The organism is Natronolimnobius sp. AArcel1 (assembly GCF_011043775.1).
GTDB lineage: Archaea > Halobacteriota > Halobacteria > Halobacteriales > Natrialbaceae > Natronolimnobius.
Genome location: NZ_JAAKXY010000006.1, coordinates 465,957 through 484,791 on the forward strand (window position 1 = coordinate 465,957; position 18,835 = coordinate 484,791).

Below are 18,835 nucleotides of genomic sequence, written 5' to 3' on the forward strand. Positions count from 1 at the left end.
TCTTTATCGGGTCGAACGGACAGACCACGAAACAACCGAACAGACGACGAAAAACGGTGTGTCAGCGCAAATTCGACCGCGCAACCAGCTACTGGAACTCCTCGCGGTACCAGGTGACCGTCTCGGGTAAGTGCTCCTCGAGCGGTGCGTACTCGTAGCCCAGTTCGGTCTTGGCCTTCTCGGAGGTGTAGAACAGCCGTTCGGTCGCGAGTTTGGCCATCCGGCGGTTGAACGGGAACACCTGGTGGTCCGTCACGGTGCCGACGGCTTCGGCGACCGGCCCAGCGGCATGAATCGCCTGCGCGGGAACGGGAATCCGGGCTGGGACGCCGCCAAGGTGGTCGGAGATCCGCGAAACAGCGCGGTCGTAGGTCAGGTTCTCGCCGCCGAGGATGTAGTGCTCGCCGGAGCCGCCTTTTTCGTAGGCCGCGATGATGCCGTCGATCACGTCCGAGACACCGACGATACTCAGCCCACCGGGGAGGTAGGCTGGCATCGTCGGCTCAAGGCCCATCGAGAGCAGTTGTGGGGTGAACGACTCGTCGCCGGGGCCAAACACCGACGTTGGATGGACGGTAACGGCATCGCCGCCGGTGCTGGCGTAGCGGTCGACCAACTGCTCGGCTTCGGCTTTCGAGGATTGATACGCACCGATTGGTTCGGCAACGTCGGTCTCGTCCGCGAACGGCGAGGTTTCGTTCGGCTGGCGCGTCCCAGCCGTGCTCGTAAAGACCAGTCGGCCAACGTTATCGCTGGTCCGACACGCTGAGAGCACGGTCGCTGTCCCGTCGCGATTGACCTGCTTGACCGTTTTCGGGCTGGCGCTCCAGAGGCCAACCCCTGCGAGATGAAAGACGGCGTCCGTGTCAGTCACCATCGACGCTAAGACCTCGCTGTCGAACACGTCGCCGGTGTACCACTCGAGATCGGCATCCTCAAAATCTGGACCCTCGAGATCACCCCGATCCGACGTGGGTCGAGAGAGTGCGCGGACGGTCCAACCATCCTCGAGGAGGCGCTTACAGAGATGCGAGCCGAGAAAGCCCGTTGCTCCTGTTACGGCTGCGATTTTGGGTTCTCCTGTCATAGTTAGTGTTCGAGTTGTGGTGGAACGGCATCGCCGCTGACGCCGGCATACAGGCGATAGGCTGCTGTGACCGCGGGATGCATGTCGCCTGTCGGTGGCAACTCACCGCCCTCGAGCCGTGTGCGGATCGCGTCGAGATTGACGTCGTCGCCGGGACCAACGTGCTCGAGAGAGAGCGAGAGCGCTTTGTCGTTGTCAGTCATGCCGACGGCCGTGCTGAGCACGTCGTCGTCGGTGATCGAGCGCCCGAGCAGCGAGGTTCCGAGCGCGTCGACTGCCGGAGTTGCGCCTGCAAAGAGTGCGTCAGCAGCGTACGGATCACTGCCGTAGGCGACCGTTGCGTCCAGAATCGAGACGGGTGGGTCGATAGCGCGCGTTGCAGCGACCGCCGCGAGTGCATCATCGCCGCTCGAGTCGACGAACTCCGCGAGTGTTCTCACCCCGCCTGCAATCGGCCCCGCTTCCGTTGGACGCAGCGTCGGGACCGTAATGACCGCACTCTCGAGCAGTCGGTCCGGAACTGAGACGGTGGTCGACCAGCCGTCGACCTCGCGTTGGGCCTCCGTTCGCTGTTCGTCGGCGAGATCGACAGTCGTTGCGTCGAAGCGCTCGAGCAGGCGTGGATAGCCGAGATACTCAGCCGTCCGGTCGACGTCGATGATCTCGTCGGTCGCGCCCGCGACGGCGATATCGGCGTCGGTTCGGTCCTCGAACTGGCCAATGAGCGACCCGACCACGGCGGGATCACTCACCATCCCTGTCGACGGATGAAACGGATAGTGAATATCAGGGACGATCGTAATCTGATCCGGCTCCGATCGAGTGAGCGAACTGAGCGTGGCGTCGACCACGGCTCGAACAGGGGACTCGAGTCGGGCCAGTCGGGTGTCAATATCGGGTGTCCAGCCGCCGCGTCGGTCGTCGGCGTCCGTTGTGGCCCCGCGAACGGTGTGTTGCGCCATCAGGAGGATACCTCCGGTGGGGGCACTTCATCACGGTCGGTCTCGTCGGCCAGTTCGTAGGCTGTTTCCGCGAGCGCGAGCGTTCGTCGTCCACTTTCGCCGTCGACTGGCGGCGTCTCGTCGTTTCGAACGGCATCGATGAAGTCCTCGAGTGCCCTGTAGTGGGCCTGCAGGTAGAACGTCGGCCCAAAGACGGTTCGATCGCCCGCGACGCGGCTGGCAACGTTCTCGAGGGCGGATTTGGCCGCGCCCGCATAGAAGTTGTTTCGCAGGTGGTCCTGGTTGCTGATCGTGCCCGTGATCCCCTCGAGTCGCAGTCGAGTGTTCACCTCTGGGAGCTGTTCCCACTGGTAGGAGCCACAGTGAAGCGTGACCGTCGTCTCCGTCTCGGGCGCACGCATGAGAACTGTCGCAGCGTCTTCGACTGGCACATCGAGCGTCTCGCCCATCGCCGCGCTCTCGACCTTGAGGTCACCAAAGAGCCACTCGAGGACGTCGAAACAGTGGATTCCAAGTTCGAGCAATGAGCCGCCGCCGGCCGCGTCGGGATCGAGCGGCCACGATGGCGGCGGGTTCTCGATCGGTGGCCGACCGAGCGGGCCGTCGTTGAGCCGCGTGATCGAGGCGTACGGGACGTGACCAACGGACCCGTCTTCGTATGCCTCTTTCACGCCAAGCATATCCGGCTGGTAGCGAAGCGTGTGATCGACGCCGACGTGGATACCAGCGTCCGCAGCAACCTCGAGCATCTGGTCGGCCTCCTCGGTCGAGCGGGCGAACGGTTTCTCGACGAAGACGTCGACGCCGGCCTTTGCGGCCTCCTCGAGGGCATCAGCGTGCAAAAACGGTGGCAGTGCAATGACTGCGGCATCGAGGTCTTCGGAGTGAAGTAACGTCGTATAGTCATCGTACGTGTGGGAAACGCCGGCCGCGTCGGCGCGTTCGCGGTTTTCCGGGATCGCATCTGCGGCGGCGACAACGTCGACGCCCGGCATTGCACACGCCGATTTCAGATGAACGAGACCGATATTGCCGACGCCGAGAACGCCAACAGAGAGCGCGCTCGAGTCGGTCCACCGGCTGAGAAGTCGTGTTGGTGGCATCTGTCCATACAGGCGTTTTTCGCAGGTTTTGTTATCACCGTCGTACAGTGAACCCCCTGTTTGTAGTCGCTGATTCCTCAGTATGGATATCCTGTCTGTTCGGGTATCGAATACGAAATCGCCCTGCAGTCGGGTGGTTTTCGGTGTGTCGAAGCTACCACAACACAAACGAGGCCGGAGAAATCGTCGCTAATCGTCGCTTGCGGACCGTCCATCGACGGCAACCGTTTGGCCGTTGGCGTTGGCCGTTGTCGTAACTCGGTGAGCGACCTGAGCCATCGTTTCGACAGTGAGGGTGGTTTCGGCACGCTGGTGGGCGAGGTACGACAGGATCGCACGCATTCGTCGGTCATCGCGTTTGTGGGTGAGGTTATTGGGGTGCAACCACATGTGGAAGATTCCATCTGATCGAACCGCTTCGTCGATTCCGCGCCGGGCCTGTGCAACCATTGGGTCGGTCCAGACCGACTCGACGACGGTTCGTGCTGGTCCTTCGAACCCAAACAGAAACATGGACGCCGGGACGTTCACGAGTCCGAACTCGTCCACGGATGGCTCGACAAGCAGCGACTGGTCTCGGACTCGTGTGTCGACAATCCCGCGCAATCCGTCTTCGGTTGGCGATTTTCCACGGTACGCAGCAAGGCCATAGTCGGCCAGTACGTCCCGGTGTCCAACATCATTTCGCGGGTAGATGAACGACTCGAGTGACTGGCCCCACTCGTCGGCGATTGCCGTTGCCTGCTCGAGTTCGGCTGTCGCGAGAGCATGATCCGTCTCGGCGTCACCGAACAGAACGTGCGAAAACGAGTGGCTCGCAAACTCGTGGTCGACGGACGATGCGAGCAGTGCGTCGACGAGGTCTGGGGCGAATCGCAGCTCCTCGCGGTCGGCCCACGCTCCTCGTTCTCGCTCGAACCAGCCTGGTGGGGCCGGATGCTCCTCGTGACGCCCATCACAAGACTCGAGCATCAGATGGCCAACGACAGCCCAGGTCGCCGGGATCTCGTAGGTTTCGCACAGCTCGAGCATCGTCGACCAGCCGCGGCGGCCAGCCTCGACGCGGTTGGATGGCGGGGACTCGAGGTCGTGAAATCCCCAGCCGAGTTCGGCATCTAGCGAGAGCACGACACTACCCACGGCAGCCACCACGCGTTATCGACATACACGGGATGGACTCTGGCACCGGCTTTTGTTATTGAGCCCCTTGCACGTGCGGGTACTCGCTTTGCAGGGCTTACACGCGTGTCTCTCTGGTTCTGCGGTTGGTGTCTGGCTCGAGTGTGTAAAAGAGATTGACGGCTCGAGCATTGTTCGTGTCCGAGTAGTGGCCTGTTGAATCGTTCTCGACAGCGAACAGATGGATAATTCAGACACTCTCGCTCGCTAACGGTAACCAGATCGAACAGGGAGAAAGGACGTTGTTCGTCGCGGTAATGCAACCGAACGTGACAGGTTAGGACGGCAACCACTGTGAACACTCCCTATAACAAAGCGGTCATCCGGTCACCTGCAGGATAGCAGCCCCTTTAGACTCATGAGCGGATCTACCACACCGTCCGAACGAGCGTTCGTTCTTGGACTCGACGGCGTACCATGGCGACTGATCGAACAATGGAGTGACAACGGAGAACTCCCGAATTTCGCTCGACTGCGCGAGGAAGGCGCGTCGGGACCACTCGAGAGCACCACTCCGGCGACGACGCCGCTTGCGTGGCCCTCAATTGCAACCGGCGTCTGGCCGGACAAACACGGTCTCTACGGCTTCCAGAACCTCTCGAGTGAGTACACCCACGAGATGTACACGAGCCACGATATGCAACAACCCGCGCTGTGGGAGCAACTCGGCCCCGCACACGTCGGCAACGTCCCGATGACGTTCCCGGCGCGTGAAATCGACGGGACGATGGTCACGGGAATGATGACGCCCTCGACCGACCAGCAGTTTACGCACCCGCCAGAATTCGGCGAGCAACTCGAGTCGCGCATTCCCGACTACAACATCAGTCTCGACTATCCTGACTATGCTGACCGGCTCGACGAGTTCGAAGACGCCGTCGACGATATGCTTGGTCAGCGCCGAGAGGTCATGAACCTCCAGATGGACGAAGCCGGCGACGACTGGCAACTATTCTTCTTCGTTTACACCGCGCCGGATCGCTTCCAGCACCTCATCTGGGACATGGACCGTCTCCTCGAGCACTACAAAAAACTCGATGAGATTCTCGGCGAGGTCATGGACTACACGGACGAGCACGACGCAGACCTCTACGTCGTCTCCGACCACGGCTTCGGCGAGATTAACGAGCTGATCTACGTCAACCATATCTTGGAGCGAGAGGGCTATCTCTTCCGCCGAGAAGACGAGGGAACCCGTGGCGCGCTCGCGAGTCTTGGCATCTCGCGTGACCGCATTACGGGCATGCTCGATCGGGTTGGCATCACCGAGGAGATGCTGATCTCGAATCTCCCACGAAGCCTGCTCGATACCGTCGCCGAGCAGATTCCCGGCGATCACGCGCTCTATGACGTCGACTACGACGAGACGGTTGCGTTCGTCCACGACGCCGGCAACTGCTACATCAACGACACGGAACGCTTCGAAAACGGCGTCGTCGATCCAACCGACATTCCGAAAATCAAAGACGAACTCACCGAGGTCTTCGAGTCCGTGACCGACGAGAACGACACGACACTGCTCAACGTCTACGACGGCGACGACCTGTTCCCGACAGACGAGGACTCTCCGGATCTGATTGTCAAAGGCATCGACGGCTACGACGCCCGAAACGGTATCGCCGACGAACCCTTTGGCGACACCGGCAACTACGCCGCCAGCCACCGCAGCGAAGGCATCGTCCTCTGTCGCGGCCCCTCGATCGACCAGGGTGCAACGCTGCGGGGCGCTCGAGTCGTCGACATCGCTCCAACCCTGCTTCACGGCATCGGCGAACCAGTGCCCGAGAACGCCGACGGCCGCGTCCTCTTTGACGCATTTGACGAGGAAGCGACGCCCGCCCGGACGAAAGTCGAACGCGCCGACGTCCTGACTGGCTCCTCGAGTCCGGACGGCGAGGTCGACGAGGACTTCGACGACGTGGAAGATCGGCTGAAAGGACTCGGCTACATGGAGTAAGACGGCTGTTTGTGGGTGGGTGTTGGAAAGCGGTGAGCGGTGGTGGAAAAACCTACAGGGCTTGTTCTCGAGGAACGAGTATGAAGCGCTCCCGGAAGATCGGGACATGGGTTGGACTCGTCCTCATCGGAGGTGGTGCGTTTCTGCCGTGGATAACGGCGAATCCACTGACACAGGAGCCAGCGCTGTTGCTGTATCCGGCAGGGCTTGGCTCCGGCTTCGAGGTATGGGGAGTTTTAACGCTCACTCTTGCGCTCGCTGCTGCCATCGGAATTCGTGCTCGAGTACGATGGCTCGATAGTCCGACAGTCCGAATTGGCGTTGGACTCGTTTCCCTCAGCGTGGCAACGGAGTTCATCGTCCGCGGCAGCCTCATGAGCGGACAGTACGTTGCCGGTAGTGGCGTACTTATGACGATCCTTGGCGGTGCGATCCTCGTGGCTACACAACTCGATTTCCCGCAGTCGCTCGCCGCTTCCATAGCACTCAGTGACCACCGATTCTCCCGTAAACAGTAGCAAGCCGTGTCACAAGGGCGTTGAGAAGAGAAAAGCAGCCTCGAGCAACAGCAGTCAGCAACCACTGGGAGTGTGAAACTCGCGGCCAGAATAGTACCTATATCTATCGAATAGCTCCCCCATCATGCGGAAACGCTAGGGTGTAGATCAAACGAGTAGTTAGAGGATATCGGTGATTTCGTGCATCGATGAGAGGTGAAACGTCGGTTCTGGCTTCGGATTCGACGAGACATCTTCTTCCGGCACCCATGCAGTTTGCATGCCGACACGCTGGGGACCAACAACATCACGATCATGCTGATTCCCCACGTAGATGGACCGCGCAGGGGAACTTCCGAGTTCGTCTAGAGCAATCTCGAATGGTTCTGGATCAGGCTTCGATTCGATTCCAGTCCCGGGCCCGCAGCAGACAGTAACGTCAAAGGCATCCTGGATACCAAGCGTCTCTAACTTTGGGAGTTGTGTCTCCTCGGAACCAGCAGTGATGAGTCCAACAGCATACGTTTCTCGGACATATTCCAATACCTCGTTTGCACCGTCTCGGAACGAGACTGCGGTCGGATCAAGTACCTTGAGCGTCGCCTCAGCAAGTGTGGGCGCATAACTCGGATCAGCACCGACGTTCCGAGCAATAGCGCGATAGACATGTTCATACTGTTTTCTATCGGAGTTGGCTTCTGGAAGTGAGCTGTAATCGACTGCATATACGTCATTCAAATCAAAAAACACTGGAGCCTCTACCCGGTCAAATACCTCTTCATAAACCTCTTCGTCAGACTGGTCTCTCACACAAAGCGTTCCATCGAGGTCGAAATAGACGGCCTCAATATCGCCCATCAGCTCAAACGTCACTGAGATAGAATCTAACTCCACTGGATCTCTGTTGAACTACTTACAGAGCAAGATCTCGAGCACTCTCACAACCCCTCTACCGACCGCGAACCCGATCCAGCCTGCCTTTAGCGGACTTCAACACCGGATACGCCGCGTTGTAGACCGGCGTCGGTGCGTTTCTCGCGCCCGCGCGAAAGAGTCGATGTGAGAGCGGCGGTTCGGAGTTATCGACCAGTGCCTCGAGGTCGGCCCCGTCGAGCCACTCGAAGAACGATTCCTCCTCTGGGGAGTCCGGCTCGGTTTCACGGACGCGGTCGCGGATATCCTCCCACATGTAGCGTTCGTCCTGGCCGAGAACCCACTGGCCCTCCTCAAGTGCGGTTCGGATCGCGGCGTACTCCGTATCCGAGAAGTCGTAGCCGTGGTCGCTCGGCTCGAGACCGGAGAGGCGGAGGCCAACGGCGGTGCGATAGCACTTTTCGCACTCGCCGCAGTTGCCGTCCATCCGCACGTTACAGGTCTGGAGTTGGAGGTCGGGGGCGTCCGTCTCGACGTAGTCGGCGATGGCATCGAGGCGCTCCTGTCGGGTGAGTTCGTAGGCATCGTGATGGCAGCGCGTGCCGCTCCAGCGGACGTAGTCATCGATATCCGGGCGCGAGCCCCACTCGAGGTCGATGCCGTCCCAGTGGGTGGCCGCGACGTACAAATCTTCGATCCCGCGTGCGTAGGCCATCGGCGCACAGAGACCGAGCAGGCCAAGGCCGTGGCCGACGGAGCTGTACCACGCTCCATCGACGAACCGTTTGTAGTGCGCGAGTAACATCGCGTGATCGAGCGCCTCGAGCGTATTCGTCTCGATAAAGGCCGTCTCGAGGTCGCGCTCGTCGGCGAAGCCAGACACGCGATTTTGAAGGTGTTGCCAGTCAGTCTCGCCGGAGTCGCCAGGTGAAATGGTCCAGCCGCGGATGCTGACGAGCGTGGGTGACTCCTCGCGATGGCGAACGTAGGAACTCGTCGAGTCGACGCCGCCGGTAAAGAGCAAGGCGCTGTCGCTTGCGTCGGTCGCCCGCTCGGGTGGTTCGGACTCGGTCGTCTCTTTGGCGTACAGCGTCCCACCCTCGAGAAAGTCGTACATCTCGAGTAACGAGGCTTTGACATCCTCGAGCGCACGCGCGAAGGTCGCGTCGACGTCGTCGACGTAGACATCTGCGCCGTTGGCCCAGGCGACGGGACAGACGTTTGCGAGGACGGGAATTACCAGCACGCTCTCGGGAACGTCCTCGATAGATCGGTCGTAGCTGGTCGTAAACGGCTTTCCAGTGAAAAAGCGCGCGAGATCGGCGGACGGGCGAACGTCACACTCGAGGGTTGTTCCCTCTACAGTGGGCCGTTCGATGACAATCGATGACATTGCGTGGCCCAACCCACCACAAAGGGGTACAAAAACCATCAGAATCGTTGATCGGTCGCTGAACCTGAAATCATTCCATAGCAGACGGTCAACAGCCGATAAGGGACTCGTACTCGAGGGCGTGGGCTACGATCAGCACTGTTTCGTCGCTCGTTTGAGCTAATCCAGGAGCGACCGCTGTGGCGCATTCAAGTGAAACTGCGGGCAATGGTGTCTTTCGCCCCATACAGAGAGGTCAGTCGCTCGAGGTGCCTGAGAGGGTAAAACAGGATGACGCCGATAGGAGCCGTATAACAAACCCCGTTATTGACGACGTGCTCGCAAAGACATGTGTATCGACAGCGAACCGCGACTGCGTTGTGTTGGTGATGAATCGATATGAGTCGGACGACACTCAATCTCACGTTTGCGATTGGATTTCTCGCAGCGGCGGCTGGCATCCTCATCGCCAGAGCAAACCCTGCAACGGGGTATGAGCCGTCTGTGTATCTTGGAACGCCGACGGCGGTCTGGGTCGGCTTCGCGATTGCGATGGCGATCGGTGTCGGAACGGCAATCGCCTGTCGTGGCCACTATCAGGCGATTGGGATCGGTCTCGGGAGTCTTGTCGCAACGTCGATCGTTGCGCTGCCAATCCTTCGAAACTACCGGTTTTCGGGGATGGGCGATGCACTCTCACACCTCGGCTGGACCCGTGACATCGTCGAAGGTGGAATGTACCCACACGACCTGCTCTACCCCGGGGTGCACTCGATCGGCGTCGTGTTCCACTTCCTCGGTGGCATCTCGATCGAGCGCGCGCTGTTGTTTACCATCCTGCTCCTGTTTATCCCGTTCCTGATCTTCGTCCCGCTGACGGTCAGGGAGATCGCCGGACCAGGTGCAGCAGTCGGCTTCGCTGCCGTTGTCTCGTGGATGGTGTTGCCGATCAACAACATCGCAACGCACATGGGCGTTCACTCGAACTCCAACGCCCTGTTTTTGGCCCCTGTCGTGATCTTCGCGCTCGTTGCCTACCTGAACCGGCAGGCGACGATCGAACGACTCCCGTTCGGGCTCTCCCCGTTCAGCGTCGTGTTGTATCTCTCGGCGTTTGCCTTGCTGTTAGTCCATCCCCAGCAGATGGTCAACATTGTCGTCCTCGTCGGTGCAATCGCTGGGGTACAGTTTCTTGCACGCCGGCGCTACGACGATCACCCCATCCTCGAGCAGCCAACCACCTACGCACACACTGCCGTCCTGGGCGGATTCTTTACCGTCTGGGCGGCCTCAAACGAACGGTTCCGGAACGCAATCGTCAGTCTCGTGGATGGTGTGCTGGCAGATGATGTTGGTACCGAGCAGGAAGTTGACCAACGCGAAGCCTCGTTGCTCGAGATTGGCGGAAGTATCGAAGAGTTGTTCGTCACGATGTTTCTCGAGGCGGCGATAATCGGTCTCATCGTTGGCCTGTTCGTCCTCGCGATGTGGCTGGGCTGGACGAACACGACGCGGGCAACAGCGTCGCACATAACGTATCTCGGGCTTGCACTGATTCCACTCGGTGGAATCTTCCTTGTGTACTTCGTCGGGACGCCGACGATGGCGTTCAGACAGGTTGGATTCATCTACGTGATTCTAACGATCATCGCCGGCGTTGCACTCGCACACTTGTTCGGCGGCCTTTCAGGCTACATTACACGACCCGGTGCGAACACGGTTGCCGCGCTTGCACTCGGGGCGTTCCTCGTCCTTGGGTTGATGACTGTCTATGCGTCGCCAATTATCTACAGTCCAAGCCAGCACATTACCGAGCAGAAATTCAGTGGATACGAGTCCGGCTTCGAACACGCGGCTGAAGAGAGACCGCACGTCGGAATGGGGTACGATCCATACCGGTACGACCACGGCATCAACGGCCTTGACCGCGAGGATGTTCTGAGTGGTGCAACGCATTCCAGTGGTGAAATCGATCCGGAACAGTTCGAAGCGGGTAATTACAGCGGTGCCTATCACGATTCAGACTACTATTTCACGGTTACTGAATTCGACGTAACCCGCGAAACACAGGTCTATCAGGGCTTACACCACAGTGAGGAAGCACTCGAGGGGATCCAGTACGATCCCGCGGCGGACAAAGTAATTTCGAACGACGAGTTCGATATGTACGCCGTCGCTAGCGATGAGTAAGCACTCGAGGAACGACAAATTCAGGCCATAACAAAGCCCGGTACGTCCGTTTGTTGGTGGTACGATCATGCCTGCTCTCGACGACGTTCGTGTGCTGGACTTGACACGAGTGCTGGGCGGCCCGTACTGTACGATGTTGCTCGCCGACATGGGCGCAGACGTCGTAAAAATCGAGCCGCCGGGCGGTGACTTCGTTCGCGAAACACCCCCATTTCACGACGATGACGACAACTTTGGTGGCTACTTCCAGAGTATCAATCGCGGCAAGCGAAGCATCGAACTAGATTTTACGAGTGAAGAGGATCGCGAAGACTTCCTGTCGCTCGTCAAAGCGGCGGACGTCGTCGTCGAAAACTACCGCACGGGGACGATGGAAAAGTTCGGCCTCGAGTACGAGAAACTGGCGGAACTCAACCCACAGTTGGTGTATGCGGCGATGCGCGGATTTGGTGACCCGCGGACGGTGCCGAGTCCAAAACAAGACGAACCCGCGTTCGATCTGGTCGCCCAGGCGCTTGGTGGCGTCATGCACCAGACCGGGCAGTCGGATGGCCCGCCAACGAAGGTTGGCTTCGGTATTGGCGACATTTTCACGGGTGTCTTGCACACGGTCAACATCCTCTCAGCGTTGCACTATCGCGACCGCACAGGCGTCGGCCAGTTCGTTGACACCGCGATGTACGATTCAATGTTGAGTCTGGCCGAACGCGCTGTCTACCAGTACTCCTACACCGGCGAGGTACCAGAGCGCTGTGGCAATGCCCACCCCACACTGTTTCCATACAACGCCTTCGAAGCTGAAGACGGCTACGTCGTCATCGCTGCGCTAACCGACCGCCACTGGCAGAGTCTCTGTGAGCGGATGGACCGCCCCGAATGGGCCGTCGACTACCCTGACGCCGCAGACCGCCTCGAGCATCGCGACAGACTCCGAGACGGCATTGCCGAGTGGGTCGGCTCACAGAGCGTCGAGGAAACGCTCGAGTTGCTCAATGGGTCGGTGCCGAGCGGGCGCGTTCAGGACGTCTCGGATGTATATAAGTCCGAACATGCTCACCAGCGCGAGATGCTTGTCGAGTCCGACCTCCCAGAGAGCGACGAGACAGTGACGATTGCCGGCACGCCGATCAAGATGGCAAAGACGCCGCCGGAACCTGGGGCCCGCGCGCCCCTGCTTGACGAACACCGCGAGGAACTGCTGGGAAACGCTGAGCAGCCGTCGAAGCCGGAACCCAGTCCGGAACCAACAGCCAGCGAACAGGACGTCGGAGCGATGGGATTCCCAACAAGCCAGTCACAGGATGACTAACACGTATGGCAACTAACCAGACTGACCAATCGACGACAGGGACTGACGATACGACGGCGACGGCTCCCGAGCGCGATCCGATTCCGAGCGCTCCGGACGACGACGAGGACGATCCCTACGTCATCCGTCCCTACGAACCCGACGACAGGGAGGACTTCCTCGAGTTATACGACCAGGTCCTCGGCGACCGAAACGACGAGTGGTTCCGCTGGAAGTACGAGGACAACCCCTACAGCGACCACGTGCCGATGATCGTCGCGACCTACGAAGGCCGCATCGTTGGTACGAAGCCGGCGTTCCCACTCGAGTTGCGTATCGGTGAGAAAACCTATCAGGGGCTCCAGCCGGCAGATGTGATGGTCCACGAGGATCATCGACGGCGCGGGCTGTACTCGCGGACGACCGAGCAGCTCAAAGAGCGCTATCGCGACCGCGAGGCTGCACTGTTCTTTAATTTCCCGAACGAGGCGACGCTTTCGGGGAGTCTCAAACACGGCTGGCAGATCGTCGAGGAGGTGCCGACCTACTATCGCGTCCAGCAACCCGATGCCCTGGCCGGCGACAACGAGCGCCTCGAGACGCTTGCGAAATTCGCCCGGCCGTTCGCAAATGTGTATCTTCGCGCACGCGAGGCAACGGTTCGGTCACCCCATGATGTGACGGTTCGGCGCTTCGCGGACGTGCCGGTCGAGCAGTTTGTCGAACTCGCTGAGCAGGCGACGCCGGGGACGATACACGCGAATCGCGACGAGACGTTCTACGAGTGGCGATTCAATAATCCCCTGTGGTCTTACGACGCCTACGTCGCAACACGCGGTGGAGAGCCAATTGCCGGACTCATCACCGGAACGCGAACCGAGGACGGGACGAAAGAAACCTGTCTGACCGATGTGGCACCACTCGGAACGACGACGGAACGACGCGACGGACTGGTTGCGATCCTCGAGCGCATCCTCGATGACCGCCGGAGCGTTGCGATGGTGGCGGCCAGCGGCCGGGCACTCCCGTCGGATTTGCTTGCACGGTTCGGGTTCCGGTCTGATCAGTCGCGGCCGTTTTCCAGATTGACACAGCCGACGACGCAGGTGACGTATCCACTCGCGGGTGACGACGGCCACAAGTGGACCGTCGCCGGACGGGCGATCACCGACCCACTAAACTGGACAGTCACGTTTGCCGAACAGGACACTTGGTAGGCTCGCGCGCACAGCAGATGGCGCTCAAGGGACAGTAAATCAACTCGTATACGAGACCGTCTCTCGGTGTGATGAGTAGTGGTTTCAAACCAGTAGCAGCGCTGATAAAACTACAAACAACACTCTAAGCGTCGCTCGAGCGGAGTAAGCACATATTTACCGGGAAAATTCGATATTGAGGGGCTGGAACTGCCGGCTATACATTCATCTATTCGTGAAGAAATCGCCATACATTGTAACCATTCTCCAACAGTTAGAAACAGTGTCTGTAAATTTAATCCATTATGACACAGAAAAGTTTATGAGTGTAAGGGCAGGTTACGATAGTGTATGGCGCAGTACCCCCGTACGTCCGAGACGGACGCTTCTCAGACTACAGGCCGTAATACCGAATTAAGCCGACGCAGCTACGTACAGTCGATTGCAGCGGTCGCAACTGGTGCGGCCGCACTCGGCACCGTCGGCACGGCCGCCGCCGACGACGACTACGAGGTTATCGAAGCATCCGGTCAGACGATCCAGGTTGGCGATGGTGAAACCTGGGAGAACAAGCTTATCGACATGACGACCGGCGGTGATATCATTATCAACGCCTATGGGTCCGATTGGACGATCCGAAACATCGGCTTCGACGGCCGAAACACCTCCGGCACCGGCTCCGCGACGTTCGGTGTCTGTGAAGAAGGTGGCTCGAGTACGATCGAAAACATCTACCTCGGCGATGGTTCCAACGAGCAAAACGGTGCCTCGACCGGCCACGGTCAGACCGCCTTTTGGGTCGACCCTGACCACTCCGGGCACGTCGATTTCCAGCACCTCAACATTCAGGGCTTCGCAGATAACGCAATCTACGGCTCTGCACCCGGCAACGCTGGTGGTGGGACCCTCCACATCGACGAGAGCTTCGCTGCGAACTGTCACGTCTCTCATTTCCGACTCGCAACGGAAGGGAGCAAAGTGACGAACTCGAGCATTTACGTCGACGACGAAGACTACGCAGGCCGGGGCATCTGGGCCTGGGCACCCGGCACCATTGAGGTCGAGAACTGCCAGATCGAGATGAACGGACACCACACCGCAATCGACGCGGGTGCGAACGGCAACGGAACGACCGTCGATGTGATTGACTGTGAGTACGACGACGAGGCTGGTATTGCCGAACACGACGGTTCGACCGTCGAACTCGAGGATACGGGCACCGATCCCGAACCGTATGTTCCGGATGGCGTCCCGACGAGCGCCGAAGAAGCCGCACTCGGCGAATAACACAACGTGGTCCCTCGCTGACGCAGCCCTCCACTGACGCTGCCACTCCCTCCACTTCACCCCACTGGTCCCCCTGACGCACTCGCTGGTGGCGTCAACTCTTGTTCGCGGTCTTGTTTTTGGTTATTTCACTGGGTTGAACAACTGAGTTTCGCAGTGAGTAACGTATTCTAACTGGTGACCCTCACTGCTACCAACAGGTGTGCTCATCGCAGTGTCACCGGCAGTGATATCACACCAACAAAACGGAAACTCGCTCGAGAACGGCTCTCGAGAGAGATATCAACAGTCACCAATAGCAGACCTACAATTACAAGTGTTGATTACTACAATCGAGTCAGACATATATCAATTATCCACTGGGTAATAGCGTCTTACGTGCACATTCCCGTGACACTTCCCGATATGGTTTTGATAGTATTCGTTCATGGTTTTCTGAATATTTGTACAGGAAAAAGAGAAAATAGCGATAATTTAAGTATTATAGAGCGGAAAGTTTATGCCGGTAGTATATTATTACCCGTTTGCAATGGCACGCGAACCTTCGGTACTGGATGCAGAACAGACGAATGCTGACTCCTCGAGGAGGGGAGTCAGCGGCGGTAATACTGGATTACTCGATCGGCGGGCGTATATGCGCCTCGCCGGTGTAACAACTGCGGCAGCAGCGTTCTCTGGTGTCGGCGCTGCAAACGGTGATGACTACGAGGAGATCACCGCACGCGGGCAGGTGATCCGTATTGGGCAAGGCGAAACGTACGAGAACAAATTGTTCGATCTCACGAACGGGAACAGCGTTGTCCTGCTCGTCGAAGGTGGTGGCTCTGTTATCCGTAACATCGGATTCAAGGGACTCCACCGTGGTGACGGGTTCATGATCTCGATTACGGCTCCACGTGGCGATGTCCTAATCGAGAACGTGTACCTCGGCGATGGGTCGACCAAAGAAGGTGAAAGCTTCGTCCACGGTCCTGGTGCGGTGTTCTATCACCGTGACGCCTCCTGTGATGTTACCTTCCGACACATGAACGTCCAGGGCTGGCCGAACAACGGCTTTTATTGTTCGAACACCGCCCACGGCGGCTCGGTTCAGTTCGAAAACTGTTACGGGAAAAACAACGGTGTCTCGACCTATCGCGTCGCTGGGGGCAACGATTCGATCGTCAACTGTGTCGCATACAACGACAACACCAACTACGGCTCCGGGTGGGGCGGCTACACTGAAGATTCCGGACGCCCGGTCTGGGTCTGGAACGGTGGCACAGTAACGATTGAAGACTCGAATTTCGCAAGCGGCAGCTACCCGCACGCGTTCGTTATGCACAACGGTGGCGCTGCCAGTATGACCGGCGGTGGCATCGACGGCAACGTCCACGGCAGCGGCCTTCAACAGTCCGACGTCTCGAGTTCGGCCGACCTGTCGATGCCAAGCGGTGTCCCAACCTCCGCAGAAGCGGCAGCCGCGGGCGAGTCAAGTGGCTCCCCCGACGATAGTGAGGACGAGTCCGACAACGAGTCGGATCACGACTTACCAAATGTCGTCGTCTTCGATGGCGATGGAACGACCAGCGCGACGAGTTACGAGTTCGTCGTCAGCGATGAAGTCGAACCAAGCACCGACGAAGAAGCAACGATCGACGAGGGCGCGACCGTCAACGGTACCCACGCGGAAGGAACTGTTGCGGATTACCGCGATGCCTGGCGCTTTGACGGTGAAATCGAACGCCTAACCGTCGATGGCGACGCAGCAGTCCGCGTCAACGGTGAAGCGGTTGATCCCGCCGATTTCGACGATGTGCTCGAGAACGTTATCCTCATCGAGGGTGACGAGTCGGGCGCCACTCGGTATGAGTTCGAAGTCGAGGGCGATGTCGAAAAGTCGAACTACGAAGGTGCATCCATCGATGAGGAAGACGTCATCGAGGACAGTTTCGTCCACGGGAGCGTCGCCGACTGGAAGGACGCGTTCCGCTTTGAGGGCGAACTCGAGCAACTGACTGTCGACGGGCCGGGAACGGTTCTGGTCAACGACGAGCCAGTCGATCCGGACGACTACGGCACGGACTTGCCACACGTCCTCGAGGTCGAGGGGTCCGGCTCTCCGGCGAACTTCGAGATCACTGTCGATGGTGAGATCGAACTCGATTCAGACGATGATCCAACGGACGAAGCGACGATCATCTCGGGATCGACAGTTCAGAGTACGGTTAGCGACGGGACGCAGACGTTCAACTTTGCTGGTGCCGTGACGGATGTCACGATTACTCAGGGCGAGGCAACGGTCTCCGTCAACGGCGAGGAAATCGACCCGAGCGAGTACGGCGAGTACGAACTCTTGCCGCATGCAATTGTTATCGATGGCACGGAGGATGACAGTGCAAGCACGTATGCCTTCGAGGTCAGCGGCGCGGTCGTCAAATCCGATTACCGTGGCGCATCGATCGACGACGAAGACGTCATCGAGGGGAAGTCCGTCCGCGGTGCGGTCGGCAATTGGCTCGACGCGTACTGGTTCGAGGGCGACATCGAGGACTTCAGGCTGCTCGGTGACGCATCCGTCGACGTCCAATACAACGCGCGCGACCGCTAAGACGGCACCAAATCCGTTCACACAGCACATCATCTCTCGAGGATACTACACACCCGGTCGCACGAACACGCGATTGGGCAACTATCCTGCTACCGAGATGCGATCCGGGTAGGGGTACCCACGGATTGCCGTCTCTCGATCGTCTCGCGCTTGCACTGTTGTCCTCCCGGTCGCGATACTGGCTGCGTTCAGGGTCTGCACCGGAAAGTACCGACGACTCGAGGGCTCGAAAAAACAGTTTGCACTATTTGAGGCAGTAATGCAGATGAAATGGCTCCCGCGTCGGGAACAGCAGGCTGGCACGCGAACTGTTCCGGTACTGGATGACGGTCGCCGGGAGCCACCTCGACCTATGAGCGCCGTGAGTAAAAGTTCTTCTCGAATTGATTCGACGATGGCTGTCCATGGTATCGACACTTCAAAACGGATAAGCCCGAGTTAGGCGCTGAAACAGTTCTTGACACAGTATGTGTGGATGAGGAAATTCGATTAATTTGACGCACAGGGGTGTGCCCGTTTGGGCCGACCGTAAGGCAGTCCTACAGATACGTCTCTGGAATGTTACTCGTACAGTGCGTCAGGGTAAACGCAATGGACCCGCTCCGGTTGCGTGGCTACACGCTGAGGCGAGTGGAACAGTAGCGAACCAACGCAATAGCGGCAGAAACCACACAGCGAGCAGTGACGTATACGAGACGTCAGTTAGTCAATTCGTGAGAGTTTCCCGTTGACCGTCTGTTCACGCTGTCTGTTCAGCGTGGCGTGGACAGCAGAGAGAGCGACGAATGCAGCGATAACAACACCGGCCAGCGACAGTGGCGAGACAGCGGAAATGAGTGGCACACCGAGGAGCGAGGCACTGAGAACCGATCCTCCAACGACGCTTGTGACAGCGTACCAGCGATCCCACCGATCCTGCTGATGGGAATCCGTATCGAGATACATCATCAGCAAATCAGCGTTATCTGACAGTGAAATCAGCCCGCGATCCTGGTCGTACTCGACGATACCGGCATCGTCCATCTTTGGAAGATGCGTCTGATACAGCGCGACGTAGACTCGCTTTCGCTGATCAGAACTGAGCGCGTTAACATCCGTATCGTTTTCCCAGGCAGCGATCTGTTCGGCTATAGTAACCGTTAGAACTATTTGCTCATAACGTGTCGCAACAAATAGTGGATCACCTCGACGAAATCTCTGTCGAAGAGTTGCAAGATGCTCTCGACAATGTGGATAAGAAGAAGCCGACACAAC

The 18,835-nt window shown here is 58.8% G+C and carries 13 protein-coding genes and 1 pseudogene; 7 read left to right on the plus strand and 7 right to left on the minus strand.

Going from position 1 to position 18,835, the window contains the following annotated elements; all coding sequences use genetic code 11:
* Positions 1-88 precede the first annotated feature (88 nt).
* The 4 genes from G6M89_RS19925 to G6M89_RS19940 all read right to left on the minus strand — a co-directional run bounded on the left by G6M89_RS19925 (position 89) and on the right by G6M89_RS19940 (position 4,292).
* A complete protein-coding gene (locus G6M89_RS19925) occupies positions 89-1,087 on the minus strand; it encodes an NAD-dependent epimerase/dehydratase family protein (RefSeq protein WP_165163645.1) in 999 nt (332 codons plus the stop codon).
* 2 nt (positions 1,088-1,089) lie between these two features.
* Positions 1,090-2,049 carry a DUF362 domain-containing protein gene (locus tag G6M89_RS19930; RefSeq protein WP_165163646.1) on the minus strand — a complete coding sequence of 320 codons (960 nt, stop codon included), beginning with the start codon at positions 2,047-2,049 and terminating at the stop codon, positions 1,090-1,092.
* Complete coding sequence (locus G6M89_RS19935; RefSeq protein ID WP_165163647.1) at positions 2,049-3,152, minus strand: Gfo/Idh/MocA family protein; 1,104 nt, start codon at positions 3,150-3,152, stop codon at positions 2,049-2,051. The genes G6M89_RS19930 and G6M89_RS19935 overlap by 1 nt, the downstream gene beginning before the upstream one ends.
* A 189-nt stretch (positions 3,153-3,341) precedes the next feature.
* Positions 3,342-4,292, minus strand: coding sequence for a polysaccharide deacetylase family protein (locus G6M89_RS19940; RefSeq protein ID WP_165163648.1), 951 nt, complete (start codon positions 4,290-4,292; stop codon positions 3,342-3,344).
* Between the two features lie 397 nt (positions 4,293-4,689).
* On the opposite strand from G6M89_RS19940, the gene G6M89_RS19945 reads away from it, so the two are divergent.
* Complete coding sequence (locus tag G6M89_RS19945) at positions 4,690-6,288, plus strand: alkaline phosphatase family protein (RefSeq protein WP_165163649.1); 1,599 nt, start codon at positions 4,690-4,692, stop codon at positions 6,286-6,288.
* Positions 6,289-6,368: 80 nt separating this feature from the next.
* Positions 6,369-6,806 (plus strand): hypothetical protein, encoded by a 438-nt coding sequence (locus G6M89_RS19950; protein ID WP_165163650.1) that lies wholly within the window; start codon positions 6,369-6,371, stop codon positions 6,804-6,806.
* A gap of 159 nt (positions 6,807-6,965) precedes the next feature.
* Here G6M89_RS19950 and G6M89_RS19955 read toward each other — a convergent pair whose 3' ends face one another.
* Both G6M89_RS19955 and G6M89_RS19960 read right to left on the minus strand, forming a co-directional pair.
* Positions 6,966-7,658 carry an HAD family hydrolase gene (locus G6M89_RS19955; protein WP_165163651.1) on the minus strand — a complete coding sequence of 231 codons (693 nt, stop codon included), beginning with the start codon at positions 7,656-7,658 and terminating at the stop codon, positions 6,966-6,968.
* Between the two features lie 76 nt (positions 7,659-7,734).
* A complete protein-coding gene (locus G6M89_RS19960) occupies positions 7,735-9,051 on the minus strand; it encodes a hypothetical protein (RefSeq protein ID WP_165163652.1) in 1,317 nt (438 codons plus the stop codon).
* Positions 9,052-9,429: 378 nt separating this feature from the next.
* On the opposite strand from G6M89_RS19960, the gene G6M89_RS19965 reads away from it, so the two are divergent.
* The 5 genes from G6M89_RS19965 (at position 9,430) to G6M89_RS19985 (ending at position 17,581) form a co-directional block, all read left to right on the plus strand.
* A complete protein-coding gene (locus G6M89_RS19965) occupies positions 9,430-11,220 on the plus strand; it encodes a hypothetical protein (protein WP_165163653.1) in 1,791 nt (596 codons plus the stop codon).
* 67 nt (positions 11,221-11,287) lie between these two features.
* Positions 11,288-12,529 (plus strand): succinyl-CoA:mesaconate CoA-transferase, encoded by a 1,242-nt coding sequence (mct, locus tag G6M89_RS19970; RefSeq protein ID WP_165163654.1) that lies wholly within the window; start codon positions 11,288-11,290, stop codon positions 12,527-12,529.
* A gap of 5 nt (positions 12,530-12,534) precedes the next feature.
* Positions 12,535-13,725 carry a GNAT family N-acetyltransferase gene (locus tag G6M89_RS19975; RefSeq protein WP_165163655.1) on the plus strand — a complete coding sequence of 397 codons (1,191 nt, stop codon included), beginning with the start codon at positions 12,535-12,537 and terminating at the stop codon, positions 13,723-13,725.
* Between the two features lie 330 nt (positions 13,726-14,055).
* Positions 14,056-14,991: a hypothetical protein gene (locus G6M89_RS19980; protein ID WP_165163656.1), complete on the plus strand. Its 936-nt coding sequence runs from the start codon at positions 14,056-14,058 to the stop codon at positions 14,989-14,991.
* A 529-nt stretch (positions 14,992-15,520) separates the two neighbouring features.
* Complete coding sequence (locus tag G6M89_RS19985) at positions 15,521-17,581, plus strand: hypothetical protein (protein WP_165163657.1); 2,061 nt, start codon at positions 15,521-15,523, stop codon at positions 17,579-17,581.
* A 702-nt stretch (positions 17,582-18,283) separates the two neighbouring features.
* On the opposite strand, the pseudogene G6M89_RS19990 reads toward G6M89_RS19985, so the two are convergent.
* Positions 18,284-18,772, minus strand: a pseudogene (locus tag G6M89_RS19990) (ArsR family transcriptional regulator); the annotation flags it as partial.
* Between the last annotated feature and the right edge of the window lie 63 nt (positions 18,773-18,835).